21 protein-coding genes are annotated in these 23,361 nt (G+C 71.8%); 12 read left to right on the top strand and 9 right to left on the bottom strand.

Annotated elements, in window-relative coordinates:
- The 5 genes from AA75_RS23610 to AA75_RS23590 all read right to left on the bottom strand — a co-directional run.
- Positions 1-771: VWA domain-containing protein (locus tag AA75_RS23610; protein WP_082526768.1), on the bottom strand; the 771-nt coding region annotated here is incomplete at its 3' end.
- A complete protein-coding gene (locus tag AA75_RS23605; protein WP_149038327.1) occupies positions 762-1,784 on the bottom strand; it encodes an ADP-ribosylglycohydrolase family protein in 1,023 nt (340 codons plus the stop codon). The genes AA75_RS23610 and AA75_RS23605, both read right to left, overlap by 10 nt.
- A 19-nt stretch (positions 1,785-1,803) precedes the next feature.
- Complete coding sequence (locus AA75_RS23600) at positions 1,804-3,090, bottom strand: DUF2786 domain-containing protein (protein ID WP_233289154.1); 1,287 nt, start codon at positions 3,088-3,090, stop codon at positions 1,804-1,806.
- Between the two features lie 98 nt (positions 3,091-3,188).
- The gene (locus AA75_RS23595; RefSeq protein ID WP_051813156.1) at positions 3,189-4,799 is read right to left on the bottom strand and encodes a hypothetical protein; all 1,611 of its coding nucleotides are present in this window, start codon (positions 4,797-4,799) and stop codon (positions 3,189-3,191) included.
- Positions 4,796-5,578, bottom strand: coding sequence for an ABC transporter ATP-binding protein (locus AA75_RS23590; protein WP_033822198.1), 783 nt, complete (start codon positions 5,576-5,578; stop codon positions 4,796-4,798). Before AA75_RS23590 ends, AA75_RS23595 begins: the two co-directional genes overlap by 4 nt.
- A gap of 222 nt (positions 5,579-5,800) precedes the next feature.
- On the opposite strand from AA75_RS23590, the gene AA75_RS23585 reads away from it, so the two are divergent.
- The 7 genes from AA75_RS23585 to AA75_RS23555 all read left to right on the top strand — a co-directional run bounded on the left by AA75_RS23585 (position 5,801) and on the right by AA75_RS23555 (position 14,354).
- Positions 5,801-6,469, top strand: a complete 669-nt coding sequence (locus AA75_RS23585; RefSeq protein ID WP_368666605.1) for a DUF1707 and DUF4190 domain-containing protein — start codon at positions 5,801-5,803, stop codon at positions 6,467-6,469.
- Between the two features lie 384 nt (positions 6,470-6,853).
- Complete coding sequence (rpsL, locus tag AA75_RS23580) at positions 6,854-7,225, top strand: 30S ribosomal protein S12 (RefSeq protein ID WP_014144289.1); 372 nt, start codon at positions 6,854-6,856, stop codon at positions 7,223-7,225.
- Between the two features lie 2 nt (positions 7,226-7,227).
- A complete protein-coding gene (rpsG, locus tag AA75_RS23575; protein ID WP_033822197.1) occupies positions 7,228-7,698 on the top strand; it encodes a 30S ribosomal protein S7 in 471 nt (156 codons plus the stop codon).
- A gap of 39 nt (positions 7,699-7,737) precedes the next feature.
- Positions 7,738-9,843: an elongation factor G gene (gene fusA, locus AA75_RS23570; RefSeq protein ID WP_033822196.1), complete on the top strand. Its 2,106-nt coding sequence runs from the start codon at positions 7,738-7,740 to the stop codon at positions 9,841-9,843.
- 231 nt (positions 9,844-10,074) lie between these two features.
- Entirely contained in the window at positions 10,075-11,268 is a 1,194-nt protein-coding gene (gene tuf / locus AA75_RS23565; RefSeq protein WP_033822195.1) for an elongation factor Tu, read from the top strand.
- A 248-nt stretch (positions 11,269-11,516) separates the two neighbouring features.
- A complete protein-coding gene (locus AA75_RS23560; RefSeq protein ID WP_063794423.1) occupies positions 11,517-12,713 on the top strand; it encodes an acyltransferase in 1,197 nt (398 codons plus the stop codon).
- A gap of 54 nt (positions 12,714-12,767) precedes the next feature.
- A complete protein-coding gene (locus tag AA75_RS23555; protein ID WP_033822194.1) occupies positions 12,768-14,354 on the top strand; it encodes a glycosyltransferase family 39 protein in 1,587 nt (528 codons plus the stop codon).
- 90 nt (positions 14,355-14,444) lie between these two features.
- On the opposite strand, the gene AA75_RS23550 is transcribed toward AA75_RS23555, so the two are convergent.
- The 4 genes from AA75_RS23550 to rfbA all read right to left on the bottom strand — a co-directional run bounded on the left by AA75_RS23550 (position 14,445) and on the right by rfbA (position 17,866).
- Positions 14,445-15,383 carry an NAD(P)-dependent oxidoreductase gene (locus tag AA75_RS23550; RefSeq protein WP_033822193.1) on the bottom strand — a complete coding sequence of 313 codons (939 nt, stop codon included), beginning with the start codon at positions 15,381-15,383 and terminating at the stop codon, positions 14,445-14,447.
- Positions 15,384-15,457: 74 nt separating this feature from the next.
- The gene (locus AA75_RS23545; RefSeq protein ID WP_033822192.1) at positions 15,458-16,354 is read right to left on the bottom strand and encodes a glycosyltransferase family 2 protein; all 897 of its coding nucleotides are present in this window, start codon (positions 16,352-16,354) and stop codon (positions 15,458-15,460) included.
- 40 nt (positions 16,355-16,394) lie between these two features.
- Positions 16,395-16,994, bottom strand: coding sequence for a dTDP-4-dehydrorhamnose 3,5-epimerase family protein (locus AA75_RS23540; protein ID WP_033822191.1), 600 nt, complete (start codon positions 16,992-16,994; stop codon positions 16,395-16,397).
- A complete protein-coding gene (gene rfbA, locus AA75_RS23535) occupies positions 16,991-17,866 on the bottom strand; it encodes a glucose-1-phosphate thymidylyltransferase RfbA (RefSeq protein ID WP_033822190.1) in 876 nt (291 codons plus the stop codon). The genes AA75_RS23540 and rfbA overlap by 4 nt, the downstream gene beginning before the upstream one ends.
- 104 nt (positions 17,867-17,970) lie before the next feature.
- On the opposite strand from rfbA, the gene rfbB reads away from it, so the two are divergent.
- The 5 genes from rfbB to AA75_RS23510 all read left to right on the top strand — a co-directional run bounded on the left by rfbB (position 17,971) and on the right by AA75_RS23510 (position 23,121).
- Entirely contained in the window at positions 17,971-18,948 is a 978-nt protein-coding gene (rfbB, locus tag AA75_RS23530) for a dTDP-glucose 4,6-dehydratase (protein WP_033822189.1), read from the top strand.
- Positions 18,945-20,297 (top strand): lipopolysaccharide biosynthesis protein, encoded by a 1,353-nt coding sequence (locus tag AA75_RS23525; RefSeq protein ID WP_051813150.1) that lies wholly within the window; start codon positions 18,945-18,947, stop codon positions 20,295-20,297. Before rfbB ends, AA75_RS23525 begins: the two co-directional genes overlap by 4 nt.
- A 75-nt stretch (positions 20,298-20,372) precedes the next feature.
- On the top strand, positions 20,373-21,062 hold the full coding sequence (locus AA75_RS23520) for a glycosyltransferase family 2 protein (RefSeq protein ID WP_033822188.1): 690 nt from the start codon (positions 20,373-20,375) through the stop codon (positions 21,060-21,062).
- Positions 21,059-21,460, top strand: coding sequence for a DUF2304 domain-containing protein (locus AA75_RS23515; protein WP_051813148.1), 402 nt, complete (start codon positions 21,059-21,061; stop codon positions 21,458-21,460). Before AA75_RS23520 ends, AA75_RS23515 begins: the two co-directional genes overlap by 4 nt.
- A 50-nt stretch (positions 21,461-21,510) precedes the next feature.
- Positions 21,511-23,121 (top strand): hypothetical protein, encoded by a 1,611-nt coding sequence (locus tag AA75_RS23510; RefSeq protein WP_033822187.1) that lies wholly within the window; start codon positions 21,511-21,513, stop codon positions 23,119-23,121.
- The last annotated feature ends 240 nt before the right edge of the window (positions 23,122-23,361 follow it).

Genomic DNA, 23,361 nt, shown 5'->3' with positions numbered 1-23,361 from the left:
GACTCTAGGGGGAGCTCGACTTCTCGCACAAGCGCCCGGCCCGCCCGCCCCGGGGCCGGCCAGGATCCCGGCCGCGCGCGCCGCGTCCAGCCACTGCGGGAACCCGGTCAGCAGCCCGTCGTACAGCTCGGCGTCGGCCAGGGCACGCGGATCGCGGCCGGCCGCGAAGAACCCCGCGTTGTCGACCGGCCGCCGCCCGGGCACCGGCAGCTCGTCCAGCCGGCGCAGCACCGCGAACTCCCGGTCGTCCGGGTCGCCGAAGCCGACGAACTGCCAGTACACCGGCAGCTCCGCGGCCAGGCACAGCATCTCCTGCGCCGCGCCCCTGGCACTCGGGCCGCCGTCGGTCTGGAACACCACCAGCGCGGGCGCGTCGGCGCCCGACAGCTGGTAGTGCCGGATCACCGCCTTCATCGCCAGGTGGTAGTTGGTGCGGCCCATGTGCCCGTACGTCTCGTGCAGGGCCGCGATCCGGCCCCGGTGGTCCGCCAGGGCGAGGTCGGCGACACCGTCCACCCCGGTGGAGAAGAACACCACCGGTACCCGGCCGTCGTCGTCCAGCCGGGCGGACAGCGCGAGCACCCGCTCGGCGAAGTCCTGGACGGTGCCGTCCCGGTAGAGCGGCCGCATCGAACCCGAGCGGTCCAGCACCAGGTAGACGGCGGCCCGGGCGCCGGCCAGCCCGGCCTTGTCCAGGCTGACCCGCGCGGACTCGAAGCTCTTGACCAGGCCCGGCGCCCGGGCCGCCACCTTCTCCAGGCTCAGGCCCACGCGGGGTACCGCCCGCCCAGCTCCGCCGGATCGGTGCCGCCGGCCACGGCCGCCAGGTCGTCGGCGACCTGCAGCAGCGTCGCCCGGCCCTCCACCGCGTCCGTCCACTCGGCGGGCAGCCCGGCGAGGCCGTACGCGGCGCCGGCCAGGTTGCCGCAGACCGCGCCGGTGGAGTCGCTGTCACCGGAGTGGTTGACCGACAGCAGCAGCGCCTCGCGGGCATCCGCGCCCGCCAGCAGCGCGTACACCGCGATGGCCAGGCACTCCTCGGCGATCCAGCCGAGCCCGACCCGCTCCACCGCCTCCGCCGAGCCCGGCCCCTCGTCCGCGATCCGCACCGCCCGCCGCAGCGCCTCCACGCACTCCCCGGCCGCCGGACGACCCGCGGTCTGCTCGATGGTGTCCGCCACCGCGTCCCGCGGCGCGGCGCCGCCCGCCAGCCGCTCGACCAGCGCCGCGAACGCCCCGGCCGCCAGGTACCCGGTCGGGTGGCCGTGGGTCAGCTGGGCGCACTCCGCGGCCAGTTCGAACGCGTCGGCCACGCCGAGCCGCAGCAGCCCGAACGGCGCCGAGCGCATCACCGTGCCGCAGCCCTTGGAGTTCCCGTTGATCGGACCGACCTCGCCCAGCGGCGCCGCCTTCTCGTACCGCGGCCAGCCGGACAGCCCGCTCAGGCAGGCGTTGCCGGGCGCCCGCGAGGCGTACAGGAAGGAGTGGCCCAGCAGCCAGCCGTCCGGCTCCCGCTCGGGCCCGGACAGCCGCTGGGTCAGCAGCCAGCGCTGGTACGCCTGCTTCAGCGCGGCCGGGTGGCCGCCGCGCAGCAGGCCCTCGGCGGTGAACAGGGTCATCTGGGTGTCGTCGGTGACGTCCGTCCCGTTGAGCCCGGTCACCCCGGCGGGCCCGAAGCGGTCCCTGATCCGGTCCAGCCGCTCGAACTCCACCGGCCAGCCCAGCGCGTCACCGACCGCCCCGCCCAGCAGCGCCCCGCGCACCCGGTCCTGATACGTGGTCATCCGTCCCCCCATGTCGTCGTCAGCGCCGGATCTCCCCGGCCCGCTGGTGCAGGGCCGCCCGGTCGGCCGCCGCCCGGCCCGCCGCCCAGCCCTCGCCGTCGCTCACCCGCACCCGCTGCGAGACGAGCTTCGGGAACATCTTGCCCACCGTGTCGTCGACCGCCTCCGCCCGGGCCTTCAACGCGGGCAGCAGCCGCTCGTCCGGCGCCAGCTGCTGCGAGCTGCCGTCCTCGCGCAGGTGCCGGCCGGCCGCGGCCTCCTCCACCGTCCGCTCGGTGGCCGCCGTCAGCCGCTCCCGGATCCGCGCCGCGTACGCGACCAGGAACGACTGCCGGAACGCCTTGGTGCGCGGCGCACCGTCCTGGTGCTTGCGGCTGCCCGCCCGGTGCATCGCGGCGGTCGCCTGCACCAGCAGCGAGGTGTACAGCAGCTCCACCGCGTCCAGGTCGGCGTCGAAACCGATGATCGTGCAGAAGCCGAACTCCTTGGCCCACACCACCCGCGCCCGGTTCGCCGCCGCCACCGCGTCCAGCAGCATCGCCTTCGGGCTCTCGTACGGGTTGTCGACCCCCAGCCGCAGCGCCGCCGGGGTGTCCTTCCCGGGCGCGCCGGCCGCCAGCAGCACCTCGTCGATCGAGTGCTGGGCCATCAGCTGCTGCGCCTTGGCGCTCAGCGCCTCGGCCTCCTCCGGGTACTCCGTCGACTCCGCCTTCGCCAGCAGCGCGCGGATCCGGCCGAGCATCCGCGGCTCGCCCGCCACCGGGCCGGACGCCCGCACCGGCGACTGCCCGGGCACCGGCCCGACCGGGGACACCGGCGGCAGCAGCGCCCACGCCCGCACCAGCTCCAGCACCGCCGTCGCCAGTGCGAACCGGTCCAGCCGGTGCCGCTCGGCGAACGCGCCCAGGTACGCCTCGTCGCCCGCCCACCACACCTCGGCCGCCAGCTCGCGCAGCTGCTCCTGCCACCGCCGGTCCAGCGTCGCCGCCGGGTGCCGCCGGCCCTCGGCCGCGATCAGGTCCACGGCCAGCGCCAGGTGCACCGGCCCGAGCGAGCGCCGCACCACCCGGACCAGGTCGGCCGGCCGCCAGCCCGCCGTCCAGCGGCTCCCGACGGCCAGGTCGGCATGGGCCAGCACGGCCCGGCTGACCTGCGGCCACTGCTCGGTGGAGGCGGCCAGCACCGACGCCCCGCCGTCCAGCGCCCGGTCGAGCCGGTCCGCCGGGGCCGCCACCACCTGCTGCACCGCCTGTGCCAGCAGTCCGGCGACGGCCGCTTCCTGGTCGTCCCTGCTGCGCTTGCCCACGGTGTCTTCGCCTCTGCTCGTCCCGGTGCCCGGACCCGGGCCCCCCAGCCATGATGCCGCAGCCGGCCGCGCGACCCTCAGTGCCGGAGCACCCGGACTCAGCGCTCGACCACCACCGCCAGGATCTCCGGCAGCCGCCCCACCAGCCGCCCGGCCGCGATCCGCACCCCGAGCGCCGCCACCAGCACCCCGTACAGCGGCCCGGCCGCCAGCACCGTCCAGGCCGGCCCGCCGTCCGCGAGCAGCCACAGCAGCAGCGCGCCGACCGGCGAGGCGAGCACCGCCACCCCGACCATCGAACCGAAGCTGTTCAGCAGCACCACCCCGGTCTGCCCCGGCGCCGCACCGCGCATCGGGTTGCCGTCCGCCGGCATCGCGTACGGCGCCAGCACGCTCAGCACCGCACCCAGCCCGATGCCCGCACCGAGCCCGGCCAGCGTCAGCCCCAGCGCGGGCGCCAGCGCCCCCCACTGCCCGGTCGCCGCCGCCAGCACCAGCCCCAGCACCACCACCAGCGGCAGCGCGTACGAGAGCACCGCCGCCGCCCGCCCGCGCAGCTCCTCGCGGGCCTGCGCCGGGGTGCCCAGGGTCGCGGCGACCGTCCAGAACGCGGCGCCGTCCATCCCGAAGACGTTCACCATCTGCAGCCCGAGCATCAGCCCGCCGAGCGCCACCACGTACACCGACGCCCAGCCCTGGATCACCGACAGCGCGCAGAACACCAGCACCATCCCCACGCTGGTGAAGATCGCCGCCTTCGCCCGCGGCTCCCGCCAGGCGTAGCGCAGGTGACGCTGCATCACCGCACCCGTCCGCCCCGGCGGCAGCAGCCGCCAGGCCCGCGAGCTGCCGACCCCGCGGGTGGCCACCTGGGTCGAGGCGTCCGCGGTCACCATCAGCTGCCGCAGACTGCCGTGCCACCAGCGCACCAGCACCAGCAGCAGCCCGGCGGCGAGCGCCAGCTGCGCCAGCGCGACGCCCCACGCGCCGGCGCCGGCGCTGTGCACCGCGCCCAGGGCGCTGACCGGCGGGATCCAGCGCAGCACCGCGGCGTACGGCTGGAGCGGGGAGAGGTCGAGCTGCTGCGCGCCCGGCTTGCCGAAGGTGCTCTGGAAGACCAGGTTCCCGACCTGGATCAGCACCGCGAACAGCAGCCCGCCGAAGATCGCGAAGTCCTTGCCGCGCCGGCTGGACAGCAGCCGGGCGTTGCCGGCCGCCACCGCCCGCGACAGCACCACCAGGGTGAGCACCGCCAGCGGCACGCCCACCACGGCCGTCACCGCGGAGCCGGCACCGTCCGCGGCCGCCACCGCGGCGCCCGCCAGCAGCAGCAGCGACAGCACCGGCCCGGGGCCGATCAGCGCGGCCAGCACCGACCCGCGCAGCAGCGGCCCGGGCGCCAGCGGCAGCATGGTCAGCCGGGTCGGGTCGGAGCTCTCGTCACCGATGAACAGGAACAGCGGCAGCGCGGCCCAGCCGATGGTCAGCGAGGTGGCCAGCACCAGGGCGGCGTCGGCGGCACCGGCGTGGCCGTGCAGGGCGGCGACCCCGGTTGCGAGGCCCGCCGTGAACAGCAGCCCCAGCAGCGAGCCGATCAGGTAGACGGCCCGCCGCCCGGGGCTGCGCCGCAGACCGTTGCGCAGCAGCCGGAGCTTGAGCGAGACCAGGGTGCGCACCACCGCCCGGTCCGCGGGGACGGCCCAGGTCACCGGGCACCGCCCAGCCAGTCGAGGGACTGCCCGTCGTCCTCGCGGACCCCGATCAGCTCCAGGAAGGCGGAGTGCAGCGAGCGGCCGGCGCGCACGGTGTCCAGCGGGCCCTGCGCGATCACCTGGCCGGCGTTGACCACCGCCACCCAGTCGCACAGCTGCTCCACCAGCTCCATCACGTGGCTGGAGAAGACCACGGTGGAGCCGGAGGCCGCGTACCGCCCGAGGACGCCCCGGATGGTCTGCGCGGAGACCGGGTCGACGCCCTCGAACGGCTCGTCGAGGAAGAGCACGTCGGGGTTGTGCAGCAGGGCCGCGGCCAGTCCGATCTTCTTGCGCATGCCGGTGGAGTAGTCGGCGACCAGCTTGTCGCCGGCCGTCAGCAGGTCGAGCACGGCCAGCAGTTCCTCGGCCCGGCGGTCGACCTCGGGGCCGGGCAGGCCGCGCAGCCGGCCGTTGTACTGCAGCAGCTCGCGCCCGCTCAGCCGCTCGAACATCCGCAGCCCCTCGGGCAGGATGCCGATCCTGGCCTTGGCCGCGACCGGGTCGCGCCACACGTCCTCACCGTGGATCAGCACGGTGCCCTGGTCCGGCCGCAGCAGGCCGGTCGCCATCGAGAGCGTGGTGGTCTTGCCGGCGCCGTTCGGCCCGACCAGGCCGACGAACGAGCCGGCCGGCAGGTCGAGGGTGAGGCCGGCCACCGCGGTCTGGGCGCCGAAGCGCTTCCACAGGCCGTGCAGGGCGACGGCGACGGTCGGTGGCGGTGCGGACGCCTGCATGGCGGGTCTCCTCCGGTGGCGGGCCCGCGGCGCGGGCGGAACGGTTTCAGCCTCTCACCGCCCGTCAGCGGGCGGGGCCCCGGGGGGATTCGGGGACGCCGGACCGGACGGTGCCGTCCGCGGCGAACTAGTTGGGCCGCCCGATCGTCCTGCATGCTGAGGGAGCGCGACAGCCGCGCGACGGGGGCGCCGACACGCGCCCGGGGCTTCGGGAGGTGCCGGATGACCGGACAGCCGTGGGGGCAGCAGCAGCCGGCCCAGCCCCAGGTGTACGGGCAGTTCGGGCCGCCGGTGGAGCCGGCGCCGTACCGCCCGTCCGGGCCCGGCCCGGCCGGGTACCCGCCGGGGCGCCCGGTGGCCGCCCACCAGCCGGTGTACCAGCCGGCCTCGCCTGCCGACCTGCAGGCCGCGATGCGCGCCTCGCACGCGGACCGCGAGCGCACCGTCGACGTCCTCAAGGCGGCGTACGCCGAGGGCCGGCTCTCGGCGGAGGAGTACTCGCAGCGCTTCGACGCGGTGCACCAGGCGCAGACCTACGGGCAGCTCAGCCGCCTGGTGGCGGACCTGCCGGCCGGGCCGATGCCGGTCCCGTACGCGGCGGCGCCGGTGGTCCAGGTGGTGCCGCAGACCTTCCTGCCGCCGCCGGTGTTCCCGGTGCAGCGCCGGACCAACCGGCTGGCGGTCGCCTCGCTGGCGCTCGGGCTGTTCTGCCTGGTGTCGATGGGCAGCACCGCGGTGCCCGCCGTGATCACCGGCCACCTGGCCAAGAACCAGCTGCGGGACTCGGGCGAGGAGGGCTCCGGGATGGCGGGCGCCGGTCTGGTGATCGGCTGGGCCTGCATCGCGGGCTGGGTGTTCCTGCTGCTCGCCCTGGTGTCGGCGGGCGGCTGACCGCGGCCGGCCGCGGGCCGGGGCCCGGCGCGTCCGGATGCGGGCCGGGCCGATCTGTGGTAGGCATCCCAGAGAGGGTGGTGCCGACCCCGGAACCTCCTGCGACCTGCGGTGATGCATTTGTTTTGACCGTCGCGGATGCGCTAGGTAGGCTCTGACCTTGTGCCTGGGGTGTCCCCGGGTCCTTGTGCGTGCCAGCACACCGGCTGCTGCAGCGGAGTGGTTCATCCCGCTTCGCCCGCGCCGTCGCTGCACATCAGCTCATGGGATTCCGCGATTCTTCCCCCGAAGAGGCCCAACACACCCGACCGCGTGGGTCGGCGAGTGGAGGGAACACCGCAGGTTAGTTACACCCAGCCTTGGCACACAGAAAACGGAGAAACGGTGCCTACGATCCAGCAGCTGGTCCGAAAGGGCCGGCAGGACAAGGTCGAGAAGAACAAGACTCCCGCGCTGAAGGGTTCCCCGCAGCGTCGTGGGGTCTGCACGCGTGTGTACACGACCACCCCGAAGAAGCCGAACTCGGCGCTTCGTAAGGTCGCCCGTGTGCGCCTCACCAGCGGGATCGAGGTCACCGCTTACATCCCGGGCGAGGGCCACAACCTGCAGGAGCACTCCATCGTGCTGGTGCGCGGTGGTCGTGTGAAGGACCTTCCTGGTGTCCGCTACAAGATCATCCGCGGTTCCCTCGACACCCAGGGTGTCAAGAACCGCAAGCAGGCCCGCAGCCGCTACGGCGCCAAGAAGGAGAAGTAAGAATGCCTCGTAAGGGCCCCGCCCCGAAGCGCCCGGTCATCATCGACCCGGTTTACGGCTCCCCGCTGGTGACCTCGCTGGTCAACAAGATCCTGCTGCACGGCAAGCGCTCCACCGCCGAGCGGATCGTCTACGGCGCCCTCGAGGGCGTCCGTGAGAAGACCGGCGCCGACCCGGTGATCGCGCTGAAGCGCGCGCTGGAGAACGTCAAGCCGACCCTCGAGGTCAAGTCCCGCCGCGTCGGTGGCGCCACCTACCAGGTGCCGGTCGAGGTCCGTCCGGGCCGCGCCAACACCCTGGCGCTGCGCTGGCTGGTCGGTTACTCCCGCGCCCGTCGCGAGAAGACCATGACCGAGCGTCTGCTCAACGAGATCCTCGACGCCAGCAACGGCCTGGGTGCTTCCGTGAAGCGCCGCGAGGACACGCACAAGATGGCCGAGTCCAACAAGGCCTTCGCGCACTACCGCTGGTAGTCCGAACCCCGTCACTAGACAGAGAGAGAACGAGCCACCATGGCTGCAACCTCCCTTGACCTCGCCAAGGTCCGCAACATCGGGATCATGGCGCACATCGACGCGGGCAAGACCACCACCACCGAGCGGATCCTGTTCTACACCGGTGTCTCGTACAAGATCGGTGAGGTCCACGATGGCGCTGCCACCATGGACTGGATGGAGCAGGAGCAGGAGCGCGGCATCACGATCACGTCGGCCGCGACGACCTGTCACTGGACCCTCGACGGCGTTGACAACACCATCAACATCATCGACACCCCGGGCCACGTCGACTTCACCGTCGAGGTGGAGCGCTCGCTGCGCGTGCTCGACGGTGCGGTGACGGTGTTCGACGGCGTCGCCGGTGTCGAGCCCCAGTCCGAGACCGTGTGGCGGCAGGCTGACCGCTACGGCGTCCCGCGCATCTGCTTCATCAACAAGCTGGACCGCACGGGCGCCAACTTCTTCTTCTGCGTCAAGACCATCGTGGACCGCCTCGGCGCGACCCCGCTGGTGATGCAGCTGCCGATCGGTGCCGAGTCCGACTTCGTCGGTGTCGTGGACCTGGTCCGGATGAAGGCGCTGGTCTGGTCCCCCGAGGCCACCAAGGGCGAGATGTACGACATCGTCGACATCCCGGCCGACCTGGTCGACCAGGCCAACGAGTACCGCGAGGCGCTCCTGGACACCGTGTCGAACGTCAGCGACGAGGTGATGGAGCTCGCCCTCGAGGGCGAGGACATCCCCGAGGAGCTGCTGATCGCCGCGATCCGCAAGGGCACCCTGAACTCGGACTTCACCCCGATCTTCTGTGGCACCGCGTTCAAGAACAAGGGCGTTCAGCCCCTGCTCGACGCCGTGGTGAACTACCTGCCGTCGCCGCTGGACATCGAGTCCATCAAGGGCCACAAGCCCGGCGACGAGTCGGTCGAGATCACCCGCAAGGCCTCGGACGACGAGCCGCTCGCCGCGCTCGCGTTCAAGATCATGTCCGACCCGCACCTGGGCAAGCTCACCTTCGTCCGGGTCTACTCGGGCCGCCTGGAGTCCGGCACCTCGGTGCTGAACTCCGTCAAGGGCAAGAAGGAGCGCATCGGCAAGATCTACCGCATGCACGCGAACAAGCGTGAGGAGATCGAGTCGGTGGGCGCCGGCGACATCGTCGCCGTCATGGGCCTGAAGCAGACCACCACCGGTGAGACGCTGAGCGACGAGAAGAACCAGGTCATCCTGGAGTCCATGGACTTCCCGGCCCCGGTCATCCGCGTCGCGATCGAGCCCAAGTCCAAGGGTGACCAGGAGAAGCTGGGTGTCGCCATCCAGCGTCTCGCGGAGGAGGACCCCTCCTTCCAGGTCAACACGGACGAGGAGACCGGCCAGACCATCATCGCGGGTATGGGCGAGCTGCACCTCGAGGTGCTGGTCGACCGTATGCGCCGTGAGTTCAAGGTCGAGGCCAACGTCGGCAAGCCGCAGGTCGCGTACCGCGAGACGATCCGCAAGGCCGTCGAGCGCATCGACTACACGCACAAGAAGCAGACCGGTGGTTCCGGCCAGTTCGCGAAGATCCAGATCGCGATCGAGCCGCTCGAGTCCGGCGAGGGCTACGAGTTCGTGAACAAGGTCACCGGTGGCCGCGTGCCGAAGGAGTACATCCCTTCGGTCGACGCCGGCTGCCAGGAGGCCATGGAGTTCGGTGTCCTCGCGGGTTACGCCCTCCAGGGTGTCCGCGTGACGCTGCTCGACGGTGCCTCGCACGACGTCGACTCCTCCGAGCTCGCGTTCAAGATCGCCGGCTCGATGGCCTTCAAGGAGGGCGCCCGCAAGGCGTCCCCCGCTCTGCTCGAGCCGATGATGGCCGTCGAGGTCACCACGCCCGAGGACTACATGGGCGATGTGATCGGCGACATCAACTCTCGCCGTGGCCAGATCCGGTCCATGGACGAGCGTCACGGTGCCCGCGTCGTCACGGCGCTGGTGCCGCTCTCCGAGATGTTCGGCTACGTCGGTGACCTGCGCAGCAAGACCTCTGGTCGCGCAAGCTACTCGATGCAGTTCGACTCGTACGCCGAGGTTCCGCGGAACGTGGCGGACGACATCATCGCCAAGGCCAAGGGCGAGTAAGGAACCGGTCCGCCGGTTCCCTGCCCGGGCGCTGGGCGCTCCCGCAATCGGGACGTACCAGACCCCTTAGGCTATTAGGAGGCGAACCGGGGGGATCCTCGCAGATCCCCCCGGTCTCCTCCGCCCCCACCCGCGGGACGGCATGGAGTGCAAACCAGCGCTCCGTACCCAACCCGATCAAAGACCAACTGACGTCGTACGGCGTACAGAACTGTCCTCAGGAGGACTGCAGTGGCGAAGGCGAAGTTCGAGCGGACGAAGCCCCACGTCAACATCGGCACCATCGGTCACATCGACCACGGTAAGACGACCCTTACCGCGGCCATCACCAAGGTGCTGCACGACGCGTACCCGGAGATCAACCCCTTCACGCCGTTCGACCAGATCGACAAGGCTCCGGAGGAGCGTCAGCGCGGCATCACCATCTCGATCGCGCACGTCGAGTACCAGACCGAGGCGCGTCACTACGCCCACGTTGACTGCCCGGGTCACGCGGACTACATCAAGAACATGATCACCGGTGCGGCCCAGATGGACGGTGCGATCCTCGTCGTCGCCGCCACCGACGGCCCGATGCCGCAGACCAAGGAGCACGTCCTCCTGGCCCGCCAGGTCGGCGTCCCCTACATCGTCGTCGCGCTGAACAAGTCCGACATGGTGGACGACGAGGAGATCCTGGAGCTCGTCGAGCTCGAGGTCCGTGAGCTCCTCTCCGAGTACGAGTTCCCGGGCGACGACCTGCCGGTCGTGCGCGTCTCGGCGCTGAAGGCGCTCGAGGGCGACGCCGAGTGGGGCCAGAAGCTCCTCGGCCTGATGGAGGCCGTGGACGAGGCCATCCCGACCCCGGCCCGTGCCGTGGACCAGCCGTTCCTGATGCCGATCGAGGACGTCTTCACGATCACCGGTCGTGGCACCGTCGTCACCGGCCGCATCGAGCGCGGTGTCCTCAAGGTCAACGAGACTGTCGACATCATCGGCATCAAGGAGACCAAGACCACCACCACGGTCACCGGCATCGAGATGTTCCGCAAGCTGCTCGACGAGGGCCAGGCCGGTGAGAACGTCGGTCTGCTCCTCCGTGGCATCAAGCGCGAGGACGTCGAGCGCGGCCAGGTCATCATCAAGCCCGGTTCGGTCACCCCGCACACCGAGTTCGAGGCCCAGTCCTACATCCTGTCGAAGGACGAGGGTGGCCGTCACACCCCGTTCTTCAACAACTACCGTCCGCAGTTCTACTTCCGTACCACGGACGTGACCGGCGTGGTGACCCTCCCCGAGGGCACCGAGATGGTGATGCCCGGTGACAACACCGGCATGACCGTCCAGCTGATCCAGCCCATCGCCATGGAGGAGGGCCTCAAGTTCGCCATCCGTGAGGGTGGCCGGACCGTCGGCGCCGGCCAGGTCACCAAGATCCTCAAGTAATTTGACGGTCTGACCTGGCGCCTGTTCCTCAGGCACCCGAGAGGGGCCCCGCAGTACCGAGAGGTACTGCGGGGCCCCTCTCGCCCGTTGCGGGCACCGGACGGCGGCGACCTGCGGACCTGGCCGGTCCGGCCGCCGACGTGGATCCCGTGACGGCCCGCTAGACTCCCGATAACCCGGGACCGCGCCCTCGACGCCGGCCCCGCAGCCTGGCTGACTCAGCCCTCCTTCTGCGAAAGCGCGCTGGAATGACCTCTGCTCCGACCATGGCGAAGCCGGCACGATTCGGCCGCCGGTCACGTGTCCGGGCGGCCGGATCCGGCGACGGACAGACGCCGCGCCGCCCCCGTCTGTACGCACTCGACGGTATGCGTCTGCTGGCGGCGCTGAGCGTGCTGTCGTTCCACTGGACCGCCTACGTCGGCATCGACGGCATCTGGCAGGGCGTCACCCCGCGGGAGGTCCTCCCCGCGGTGAACCACCTCGCCGCCTACGGCTGGCTCGGTGTCGAGCTGTTCTTCGTGATCAGCGGCTTCGTGATCTGCATGAGCTGCTGGGGCAAGAGCGCCGGGGAGTTCTTCGTGTCCCGGGTCACCCGGCTCTACCCCGCCTACTGGGCCGGGATCGGGCTGAGCACCCTGGTGATCCTCGGGATGTCGAAGTACGCCAGGACCACCGCGGGTGACGGCCTCGGGGCCCAGACCGTGCTGGCCAACCTCACCATGCTCCAGAACGCGCTCGGCTTCCGGCACGTGGACGGCGTGTACTGGACGCTGTGGGCGGAGCTGAGGTTCTACCTGATCTTCGCGATAGTCGTGGCGATGGGGCTCACCTACCGCAAGGTGGTGGCGTTCTGCGGCATCTGGACCATCCTCGCGGTGCTCGCCCCGACGTCGGGCTGGCCGCTGCTGGTCACGCTGGCGATGCCCGACGAGTCGCCGTTCTTCATCGCCGGCGTCGGCATGTTCCTGATGTACCGGTTCGGCCAGAACATGCTGCTGTGGGGCATCGTCGGGTTCAGCTGGCTGCTCGCGCTGTCCCGGATCGGCTCGATCCAGCGGATCTACGTCGAGGTGCTGCACCACCCGCTGTCCTGGAAGGTGATGGCCGGCGGGATGACGCTGGCCTTCGCGCTGGTCCTGGCGGCCGCACTCGGCCTGTTCAACTGGATGCAGTGGAAGTGGCTCACCGTCGCGGGTGCGCTCACCTACCCGCTGTACCTGATCCACCAGGAGGCCGGCTGGGCGACCATCCACTTCTGGCTGACCCACGGCCTCGGCGTGCGCGCCGCGCTGGGCGTCACCCTGGTGATGGCCCTGCTGACCGCCTACCTGATCCACCGGCTGGTGGAGCGTCCGCTGTCCAAGGTGCTCAAGCGCGGTCTCGACCGCTCGATGGTCTCCCTGAGGCGCGAGTCCTCGACCCCCCAGGCACCGAAGCACTGACTGTCGAGCGCCGCTCCGCCGGGCCCGACACCGAAACACGCTGGGATATAACTGATGCCACGTCCCGACGCGGACACTCTGGGCCCGTCCACGGGCGCACCGGCCGGGTCCACCACCGCGGGTGCGGTCGCGACCCGGCGGGCCGGCCGGCTCGCCTGGGCGGTCCGGTACATCTGGATCTGGCCCACGCTGGTGACCCTGGCCGTCGTCTCCTACCGCGCCTCGACGCCGGAGATGGGCCAGGACGAGCTGATCAGCTGGTCCATGACGATCCGCAGCACCCATCAGATCCTCGCGACCGTGCACAACGTGGACGCCGTGCACGCCGCGTACTACCTGCTGCTGCACGCCTGGACCGAGGTGTTCGGCAACTCGCTGTTCAGCATGCGGGTCCCGGGCATCCTCGCGATGACCGGTGCGGCCGCGTTCGTGTCGCTCTCCGCCCGGCTGCGGTTCGGCAACTGGGCGGCGCTCACCTCGGGCCTGGTGTTCGCGCTGATCCCGGCGGTCACCCGGTACGCGCACGACATCCGGTCCTACCCGCTGGTGGTGTTCTTCGTCGCGGCGGCGACCTGGCTGCTGCTGCGGGCCCTGGACCGGCCGAGCTGGTGGCGCTGGCTGGCGTACGCGCCCGCGGTGGCCGCCGCCGGGGTGTTCCACCTGGTGTCCCTGGTCTTCCTCGGCGGGCACGGCGTGGTGGTGCTGATCCGGACCGTCGCCGAGCGCAGGCCGCGGTACCTGGTCGGGTTCGTGCCGGCCGCGCTGGCCGCGGTGGCGTGCACCCTGCCGGTGGTCCGGCTCGGGGACCGTCAGGTGGGCCGGCAGCTGAACTGGCTGTTCCGGCCGACCTACCAGGACCTGCCCACCATCTGGCCGGGGCTGTTCGCCGGCACCATGGTCGGCGTGGCGATCCTGATCTGTGCCGGGCTCCCGCTGGCCTGGCGCCGGGGCCGGCTGCCGGCCCTGGAGTTCGCCCTGATGGGGGCGGTCCCGATCGCCGCGGTCTGGGTGGCCTCGACCGAGGGCCAGGTGTCCTACTGGCTGGCCCGCTACGTGCTGTTCACGCTGCCCGCCTGGGCGGTGCTGGCCGGTGCCGGCATCGCGGCCGTGCGGCCGCGCAAGCTCGGCGCCGGGGTCCTGGTGGGTCTCGCGCTGCTGGCGGGCCCGGACCAGGGCTTCATGCGGACGGTCGGCTCCCACGACTGGTTCACCTACCCGGCGCCGCCGCCGTACGGGCTCTCCACCCACACCGTGGACTTCCGCGGCGCGGCCAGGATCCTGGAGGCGGGCTACCGGCCCGGGGACGGCGTGGTCTACCTGCACGGACCGGTGGCCTACCGCTCGGTCGACTACGGCGTCGGCTCCGAACTGCCGAAGTCGATCAAGATGCGGGACGTCTTCGTCCAGGAGACCGCCATCGACCGCAACGACATCTGGGCGACGTTCTGCGCCGAGCCGGTCAAGTGCCTGGGCAGCGAGCCGCGGCTGTGGGTGGTCACCCTGGGCGTGGAGGCGGACAACCCGTTCCCCACCTTCCCGAAGAACGAGGTGGACGCGATCAAGAGCGCGTACACCGTGACCGAGGTGCACCGGCTGGCCGACATGACGGTGACCCTGGTCGACCGGACACCCGGCCACTGAGCCACCACGACAACGGCCGAGGGGCCCGTGCACCGGCACGGGCCCCTCGGCCGTTTCGCGTTCCCCGCCGGGCGGGGCGGGAGAGCGGGCTCAGACGGCCGACCACAGGGCGCGGACGGAGGCCTCCAGATCGCGGGAAGGGGCCCAGTCCAGCTCCACCCGTGCCGCGGAGATGTCCAGCTGCTGCCACTCGGTCTCCGGCCCGCTGCCCTCGGGCGCCGGCACCTCGGTGATCTCGGCGGGCACGCCGCTGACCGCGATCAGCGCCTCCACGGTCTCCCGGGCGGAGGTCGCGGATCCGGTGCCGATGTTGAGGACCGGCGAGAGCGTCCGGCCGTCCAGCGCGGCCACCACGGCGTCCACGGTGTCGGCCAGGTCGACGAAGTCGCGCTGGGCGGTGAGCGGGGCGAGCGAAAGCTCGGCGGTCACGCCCTCGGCCCGGGCGGCGGCGAGCTTGGCCGCCATCACACCGAGCAGGCTGTGCGCGGGCTGGCCGGCCCCCACCACGTTGCCCAGCCGCAGCACCACGGCGTCCAGGCCCCGGGTCCGCACCGCCTCCGCGATCAGCTCGGTGGCCTGCAGCTTCAGCTGCCCGTAGACCATCGACGGGTGCGGCTCGCTGTCCTCGGCGAGGCTGACGCCCACCGGGCACAGCCCGTACTCGTGGACGGTGCCCAGGTGCACCAGGCGCGGCGCCTGCGGCATCGACTCCAGCGCCTTGAGCAGCCGGGTCACCATGCCGACGTTGGCACCGACCATCTGCTCGTCGGTCAGGCCCCACATGCCGCCGGCCGCGTTCACCACGACGTCGATCCGCTCGGCGGTCAGCAGCGCGGCGAGGTCGGCCTCGGAGTCCTCGGTGAGGTCGAACCGGGCGAAGGTGCCGGGCAGCGGGCGGGCCGGCTCCTTACGGGCGATGGTCAGCAGGTGGTGCCCGCGCCCGGCGAGCGCGGTGCAGATCTCCCGGCCGATGAAGCCGGTGCCGCCGAGGACGGCCACGCGCGGCAGGGTCTGGCTGGTGACGGACATCTCGATGGCTCCGGGGTGCGAGTCGGTCGGGTCTGGTACGGGTGCGGCCGGGCCCGGCGGGCGGCCCGCGCGGATCAGCGCGGGTCGGTGCCGGCGACGTGCCGCAGCATGGTCCGGGCGCCGCCGCTCTGCTTGGCCTTCAGCGCGCCGGGCACCATGGTCAGGGCGTGGATCCGGGAGGACAGGTGCCGGCGGGAGGCCTTGGCGGCGCCCGGCCAGCCGTGCTGGTCCAGACGGTCCGCGACCTCCATGAAGAAGCGGTTGGCCTCGGTGAACCGGGCGCCCGTGAACGCCTGCTTGGAGGAGATCGAGACGGCGTGCCGGCGGTACTGGAAGCACACCGTGTCGGAGATCAGCATCCGCTCGCCGGCCTGCAGCAGGTCGATCACCAGGGCCAGGTCCTGGGTGACCTCCAGGTTGTCCCGGAAGCCGGCCGCACGGACGGCCTCGGTGCGCCAGCAGATGGAGGGGAAGAACAGCCAGTTGCCGCGCAGCAGGCTGGTCGCCAGCTCCTCGCCCCCCATCACCAGGGTGCCGTCGACCTTGGGCGCGTACAGCCGCCGCTTGGCCTGGTCGACCAGTCCGTCGGAGGGCTGCCCGGCGCCGTCGATCACCCGGACACCGGGCTGGACCATGCCGATGCCCGGCTCGGCGGCCAGCGCGGCCCGCACGGTGGCGACGTACTCGGGGAGCATCACGTCGTCGGTGCCCATCATCACGAAGTGCTCTTCGCGGACCAGGCCCAGGCACTTGCGGTAGTTGCCGGTGACGCCGAGGTTCTGCTCGTTGCGCTGGTAGGAGACCCGGTCGTCACCGAGCTCGGCGAACCAGCCGGGGACGTCGGGCTCCTTGCCGTCGTCCACCACGGTCAGGCGCCAGTTCGGGTCGCTCTGGGCCAGGATGCTGCGTACGGCGGTCTGCATCAGGGAGACATCGCCGTAGTAGGGCAGCATGATGTCGAGAGTGGTCATGAACTGGGCACCTGGGTTTCGCGGTGGACGGGGCGGGGGATCAGCGGTCGCTCAGGGCCTTGCGGTACCGCAGGCACTCCTCGTAGTCCGGCAGCAGGCCGGTGGCGAGGGCCTCGGCCAGCGAGGGCGCCGCCGCGTCGCGGGCGGACAGCTGCGGGGTGCCGGCCGGCCACTCGATGCCGAGCTCCGGGTCGAGCGGGTGCACCGCGTGCTCGCCGGTCGGGTTGTAGGTCTCGGAGCAGACGTAGCTCAGGGTGGCGTCGTCGCTCAGCGCGCAGAAGCCGTGGCCGAGGCCCTCGGAGATGTACACCGCGCGCCGGTCGACGTCGTCGAGCCGGACGAACTCCCACTTCCCGAAGGTGGGGGAGCCCAGCCGCAGGTCCACCACGACGTCCAGCACCGCACCGCGCACGCAGGTCACGTACTTGGCCTGACCGGGGGGCACGTCGGCGAAGTGGATGCCGCGCACGACGTCCTTGGCCGACACCGAGAGGTTGGCCTGCGCCATCCGCAGCGGGTGCCCGACGACCTCCGCCAGGTGGTCGAAGCGGTACCACTCCATGAACAGCCCGCGCGGGTCGCCGTGCAGCTGCGGGGTGATCTCCCAGGCGCCCTCGATCGAGAGCTCGCGGAACTTCACTTGCCGTCCTCCTCGTCCAGCAGGTCCAGCAGGTACTGGCCGTAGCCGCTCTTGAGCAGCGGCTCGGCGAGCGCGCGCAGTTCGTCGTCGGAGACGAACCCGGCCCGCCAGGCGGTCTCCTCGACGCACCCGATCTTGAAGCCCTGCCGCTCCTCGATGACCCGGACGAACTCCGAGGCCTGCACCATCGACACGAACGTGCCGGTGTCCAGCCAGGCGGTGCCGCGGTCGAGGACGGTCACCTGCAGCTCGCCGGCCTGGAGGTAGGCGTCGTTCACCGCGGTGATCTCCAGCTCGCCGCGCGCGCTGGGGGTGATGGTGCGTGCGATCTCCACCACACGGTTGTCGTAGAAGTACAGACCCGGCACCGCGTAGCGGGACTTCGGCCGGACCGGCTTCTCCTCGATCGAGATGACCTGGCCGGCGTCGTCGAACTCGACCACGCCGTACGCGGTCGGGTCGGCCACCGGGTAGGCGAACACCAGGCCGCCCTTGGGGTCGGTGCGCTCGGCGAGGCGGGTGCCGAGACCGCTGCCGTGGAAGATGTTGTCGCCGAGGATCAGCGCGACCGGCTGGTCACCGATGAAGTCCGCGCCGAGGACGAAGGCCTGGGCGATGCCCTCGGGCCGCTCCTGGACGGCGTACTGCAGGTCGAGGCCGAGCTGGGAGCCGTCACCGAGCAGACGCTGGAACTGCTCCTGGTCCTGCGGGGTGGTGATGATCAGGATCTCGCGGATCCCCGCCATGACGAGGGTCGACAGCGGGTAGTAGATCATCGGCTTGTCGAACACCGGGAGCAGTTGCTTCGAGACGGCCCGAGTCAGCGGCCAGAGGCGGGAACCGGTGCCGCCCGCAAGGAGGATGCCACGCATGGGGGTCACCTTACGTGGCGGCGCAGCAGCCTCATAACCCACCCGCCGCCCTGCGGCCGGGGCGGTGGGGGGCCGTTCGGGGGGGACGCTAGACTCGACGCACTATGCGCATTCTCGTCACCGGCGGCGCCGGTTTCATCGGCTCCCAGTTCGTCCGTTCGGTTCTGTCGGCCGACCCGACGGCGGCCATCACGGTCTTCGACAAGCTGACCTACTCCGGTGTCGAGGAGAACCTCGCCCCGGTCGCCGGGCACGCCGGCTACAGCTTCGTGCGCGGCGACATCTGCGACGTGGACGCCGTCGACCAGGTGATGCCCGGTCACGACGCGGTGGTCCACTTCGCCGCCGAGTCGCACGTCGACCGCTCGATCGCGGGCGCCGGCCCGTTCGTGATGACCAACGTGGTCGGCACCCAGGTGCTGCTGGACGCGGCCCGCAAGCACGGCGTCGGCCGCTTCGTGCACGTGTCCACCGACGAGGTCTACGGCTCGATCACCGAGGGTTCCTGGACCGAGGAGTGGCCGCTCGCGCCGAACTCCCCGTACTCCTCCTCCAAGGCGGGCTCCGACCTGCTGGCGCTGGCCTACCACCGCACCCACGGCATGGACGTGGTGGTCACCCGCTGCTCCAACAACTACGGGCCGTACCAGTTCCCCGAGAAGGTCATCCCGCTCTTCACCACCAACCTGATCGACGGCAAGCGCGTCCCGCTGTACGGCGACGGCGGCAACATCCGCGACTGGCTGCACGTCTCGGACCACTGCCGCGGCATCGAGCTCGCCCTGCACAAGGGCCGGGCCGGCCAGGTCTACAACATCGGCGGCGGCGTCGAGCTGACCAACAAGGAGCTCACCGGCCTGCTGCTGGACGCGGCCGGCGCCGGCTGGGACATGGTCGACCGGGTCCAGGACCGCAAGGGCCACGACCTGCGCTACTCGCTCGACATCACCAAGATCCGCGAGGAGCTCGGCTACGAGCCGCAGGTCCGCTTCGAGGAGGGCCTCGCCTCCACGATCGCCTGGTACCGCGACAACCGCGCCTGGTGGGAGCCGCTCAAGGTGAAGGCCGCGCAGCAGTCGTGACCAAGTCGGCCACCGCGGCTGCGCGGAGACCCTCGCCGCTGGCGAAGCTGCTCAACACCCTGCCGCCGGGCACCCAGCTGGTGGTCGGCGGCACGGTCGTGCTCGGAGCGGCCTCCTACATCCACCTGATGGCGGCCGGCCACGGCCTGGCCACCGACGACATGGCATCCGTCTCGGTACTGTGGACGATCCTGATGTCGGTCGGGCTCGGACTGTTCTTCCCGGTCGAGCAGGAACTCACCAGGCTGGTCGCCGCGCAGCGGGTCGCCGAGCAGGGCGTCAGCGGACTGGTCCGCCGCACGCTGATGCTCACCGCCGGCCTGCTCGCGGTACTGGCGGCCGGCCTCGCCGCCGCCGCCCGCCCCTTGGCCGACACCTTCTTCAACGGGCGCCTCGACATGGTCGCGGCGCTCGGTCTCGCCTTCGCCGCGATGGCGGCCGGCAACGTCACCCGCGGTGTGCTGGCCGGCCTCGGCCGCTTCGGCCCGTACGGCATGCAGCTGGGCATCGACGGCGGTCTGCGGATCGCGCTCGCGGTCGCCTTCGCGCTGGCCGGCGTCCGCTCCCCGCTGGCCTACGCGCTGATCCTCACCGCCGCGCCGCTGGTCTCCGTGCTCCTGACCCTGCGCCCGGTCCTCGGCGGGATCGAGCGCGGGACGGCGCCCGCCTGGCGGGTGCTGGTGGCGGGCCTGGTCCCGCTGGTCTGCTCCACCCTGCTCTCCCAGGTCGTGGTCAACGCGGCGGTGGTCAGCACCAAGCTGCTCGCCCCCGCCGACGGCGCGCTGGTGGCCGGCCTGCTGAACGCGATCGTGCTGGCCCGGGTGCCGCTGTTCGTCTTCGGCTCGCTCCAGGCCTCGCTGCTGTCCGGGCTGTCCACCGCCGCCGCGGCGGGCGACCGGGGCGCCTTCTCCAAGCTGCTGGCCCGCACCTGTCTGGTGGTCACGGCGCTGGGCGCGCTCGGCGGCGTGCCGGCCACCTTCCTCGGCCCCTGGCTGATCCGGGTGCTGTTCGGCGCCCAGGACGTGCTGGGCCGGGCGGACTTCTTCTGGATGTCGGCCGGTACCCTCTGCTACATGCTGGCCATGGTGCTCGGCCAGGCCCTGATGGTGCTCCACCGGCACGGGATCCAGCTGCTCTGCTGGGTCCTCGCCACCCTGGTCCTGCTCGGCGTCACGCTGCTGCCGGGCGAGGTCGCCACCCGGGTCTGCCTGGCCTACACCGCGGGCTCGCTGACCGCCGCGCTGGCGATGGCGTCGGCGCTCTGGCTAACCTTCCTCCGGGCCCGTCCCGACAGCGGGAACACCATCGCGGGCGACCCGCGCCGCACCACACTCGTGGACTCGGCGTGACCCGCGGGGGCCTTCGTGCCGCCCGTCCTCTCCCCATCTCTACCTTGCGGCCAGGGGCTGCAGCATGGAGCAACGATGTCCGACTATGACGACGTGTGGCTGGTCATCCCGGCCTACAACGAGGGAACCGTCATCGCCGACGTAGTGGAGAACGCCCGCAAGGTGTTCCCCAACATCGTGGTGGTGGACGACGGCAGCACCGACAACTCCTCCGAGCACATCATGACCACCGGCGCCCACCTGGTGCGCCACCCGGTCAACCTCGGCCAGGGCGCCGCCCTGCAGACCGGCCTCGCCTACGCGCTCAAGCAGCCCGGCGCCCAGTACTTCGCCACCTTCGACGCGGACGGCCAGCACCAGACGCCGGACGTGGAGAAGATGGTCGCGCTGCTGCGCGCCGACGAAGCCGACGTGATCCTCGGCTCGCGCTTCATCGAGCAGACCGGCGAGGTCCCGTGGATCAAGCGGGTCGTGCTGCGCACCGCCGCCACGCTCAGCCCCACCGCCCGCAAGCTCAACCTGACGGACTCCCACAACGGCCTGCGGGTCCTGAACCGGACCGCGGCCGCCAAGGTCCGGATCACCATGAACGGCATGGCCCACGCCTCCGAGCTGGTGGCCTTCCTCGCGTCCTCCGGGCTGCGGGTGGCCGAGGTGCCGGTGGACATTCTTTACACCGAGTACTCCCGGTCCAAGGGCCAGTCCCTGATCAACGGCGTCAACATCCTCTTCGACATCTCGCTCCGGGAGCGTGCGCGCAAATGAAGTACATCTGGATCCAGCTGCTGCTGCTGGCCGGGACCGGCATCCTCGTGCTGATGTTCGTGCGCCGGTGGGACGCCGCGCACACCCGGGCCTGGAAGCGGATGGCCTTCGCGGCGTTCGTGGTCGCCAACGTGTACGCGGTGTTCCGTCCCCAGGACGTCAACTGGGTGGCCAACCAGCTCGGCGTCGGCCGCGGCGCCGACCTGGTGCTGTACCTGCTGGTCGTCGCGATGGCCTTCATGACCCTCAACACCTTCATGCGCTTCCGCTCGCTGGAGGCCAAGCTCACCGACCTGGCCCGCGCCATCGCCGTCAACGACGGCCAGCGGGCCAACGCGGAGCGCCTCGGCGAGGTCGAGGGCCGGCCCGCGGCCGAGTCCGAAAAGGTCGGCCAGTAGCCGGCCGCACCACCCGCGCGCAGCTCTCACCAGGTTCGGAGACCGAGGTCATGCAAACGATTGTCACGGCCGCCGAGCCGACGGCCATACGCCCGGCCCCGGTCAGGCGGCGGACCTCGTGGTTCGCCCGCCTCACACTGACCGGGGCCGAGGCGTTGTCCGGTGTCGTGGTCGCGCTGGCCTTCACCTGGCTGTCCATGCGGATCCACGTCAACCCGATGACGCGGATCGGGCAGGTCAGCGGGCTGGCGGCGCTGCAGCTCCGGTTCCTGCTGGCCTTCGTCGTGATCGCCTCCCTGCTGTGGACCCTGAGCCGCTGGGGTGCCCGCACGCCGGCCCTCCGGGTGGCCTGCGGATCGCTGGCCGGCCTGGCGACCGGCCTCTACGCCGGCGGTATCGCAGTCGCACTGCGGGGAACGGCGTGGCCGCTCAACGGCGACGGCGGTGACGCCGGGCAGGTGCAGACCTGGGCCATGGGCCTGCTCCAGGGCAAGCCGATCTCCAGCGTCTACCCGCCGATCTTCCCCCACCTGATGGCCTGGTGGACCGAGCACCTCAACCCCGGCCGGCCCGGGGCGGCGCTGAAGATCCTCACGCTGCTGATCGTCGCGCTGGCCGGGCCCGCCGCCTACCTCGCCTGGCGGCTCGTCCTCCCGCCGCTGTGGGCGCTCGGGGTGGGCGTGGTGGCGAGCTACCCGATCCTCAACGCGGTGAAGCCGTACGCCGACGTCGTCCTGATCGTCCTCGTCCCGCTGCTCGCGCGGCTGCTGACCGGGATGCTGAACGCCTCGCGGCTGTCGGCGCCGAAGGCCATCCTCCAGGGCCTGCTCTTCGGCCTGGGACTGTCCGGGCTGTTCCTGCTCTACTCCGGCTGGTTCGTCTGGTCCGCGCCCGGGGTGTTCGCCTGCCTGGCCCTCACCCTGGTCAAGACCTGGCGCGAGGGATGGCCCGTGATGGGGCGGGCGCTGCTGCTGCTCGCCACCACCGGGGCGGTCTTCCTGGTGGTGAGCGGCTCGTACCTGCTGCGACTGCTGGCCGGCTCGGGGACACCCGACACCTACATGTACTTCGACACCGGGGTGGACCCCGCCTACTTCCTGATGTGGCAGGGGGACATGCCCGGCGCGGTCGGCAGCGGGCCGTGGCCGGTCCCGGGCGAGCTCGCCGGCGTCGGGGCGTTCGCCGTCCTGCTGCTGGCCGGTCTGGTGACCGCGCTGTGGCTCGGCTCCGACCAGCCCGCGGTGCAGCTGGCGGCCTTCTCCGTGCTCGGGGCCTTCGGCCTGCGCTACTGGTTCGCCTCGCACATGGAGCGCGACGGCGCGGTGCAGCTGTACCCGCGGACCTCGGAGGAGCTGCTGTACTGCCTGCTGGTCCTGGCGGGGCTGGCCTGCTACCTGGCTGTGCGCCGGCTGGGCGAGCGGCCCCGCACCGGCCGGGCGGCCGAGCGGCTGGCGGGCGTCCCGGGCCTGCGGGTCAGCGGTGCGGTCCTGTGCGGACTGGCGCTGTTCTTCTCGATGGCCGGCTCGGCCACCGTCGACCGCTTCATGCCGGCCGACCCGGCCCGCAACACCTGGGGCCAGATGGCCTGGTACGCGCACAACCTGCGCAACCCGGACGGCAGTTGCCCCACCTACTCGTTGCCGCAGGTCTGCAAGCGCTGATCCGGCGCCCACCGCGCGAACGCCGCAGGCCCCGCACCCGGTCCAGGGTGCGGGGCCTGCTGCTGTGTCCGCTGCCTGCGGCGCCGGCTTCGTCAGGAGCCCGCCGCGACCTCGTGCTCGACGACCGCCGCGGGAGCGGGGGAGGGGACCGGCACGGCCGCCGGGACGGTCACGGTCACGGTGGTGGTGGCGGTGGCGGTGGTGGTGGCGGTGGCGGTGGCGGTGGCGGTGGCGGTGGTG

It is taken from the genome of Kitasatospora sp. MBT63, from assembly GCF_000710465.2.
GTDB lineage: Bacteria > Actinomycetota > Actinomycetes > Streptomycetales > Streptomycetaceae > Kitasatospora.
This window is presented reverse-complemented; position numbering and strand designations above follow the sequence as displayed.

Coding starts and splice junctions, on each gene's coding strand:
- AA75_RS23545 (WP_033822192.1), bottom strand. CDS start 16,354: ATGACCACTCTCGACATCATGCTGCCCTACTACGGCGATGTCTCCCTG.
- AA75_RS23560 (WP_063794423.1), top strand. CDS start 11,517: ATGACCTCTGCTCCGACCATGGCGAAGCCGGCACGATTCGGCCGCCGG.
- AA75_RS23520 (WP_033822188.1), top strand. CDS start 20,373: ATGTCCGACTATGACGACGTGTGGCTGGTCATCCCGGCCTACAACGAG.
- AA75_RS23515 (WP_051813148.1), top strand. CDS start 21,059: ATGAAGTACATCTGGATCCAGCTGCTGCTGCTGGCCGGGACCGGCATC.
- AA75_RS23510 (WP_033822187.1), top strand. CDS start 21,511: ATGCAAACGATTGTCACGGCCGCCGAGCCGACGGCCATACGCCCGGCC.
- AA75_RS23555 (WP_033822194.1), top strand. CDS start 12,768: ATGCCACGTCCCGACGCGGACACTCTGGGCCCGTCCACGGGCGCACCG.
- AA75_RS23550 (WP_033822193.1), bottom strand. CDS start 15,383: ATGTCCGTCACCAGCCAGACCCTGCCGCGCGTGGCCGTCCTCGGCGGC.
- AA75_RS23605 (WP_149038327.1), bottom strand. CDS start 1,784: ATGACCACGTATCAGGACCGGGTGCGCGGGGCGCTGCTGGGCGGGGCG.
- AA75_RS23590 (WP_033822198.1), bottom strand. CDS start 5,578: ATGCAGGCGTCCGCACCGCCACCGACCGTCGCCGTCGCCCTGCACGGC.
- AA75_RS23585 (WP_368666605.1), top strand. CDS start 5,801: ATGACCGGACAGCCGTGGGGGCAGCAGCAGCCGGCCCAGCCCCAGGTG.
- rfbB (WP_033822189.1), top strand. CDS start 17,971: ATGCGCATTCTCGTCACCGGCGGCGCCGGTTTCATCGGCTCCCAGTTC.
- fusA (WP_033822196.1), top strand. CDS start 7,738: ATGGCTGCAACCTCCCTTGACCTCGCCAAGGTCCGCAACATCGGGATC.
- rfbA (WP_033822190.1), bottom strand. CDS start 17,866: ATGCGTGGCATCCTCCTTGCGGGCGGCACCGGTTCCCGCCTCTGGCCG.
- rpsG (WP_033822197.1), top strand. CDS start 7,228: ATGCCTCGTAAGGGCCCCGCCCCGAAGCGCCCGGTCATCATCGACCCG.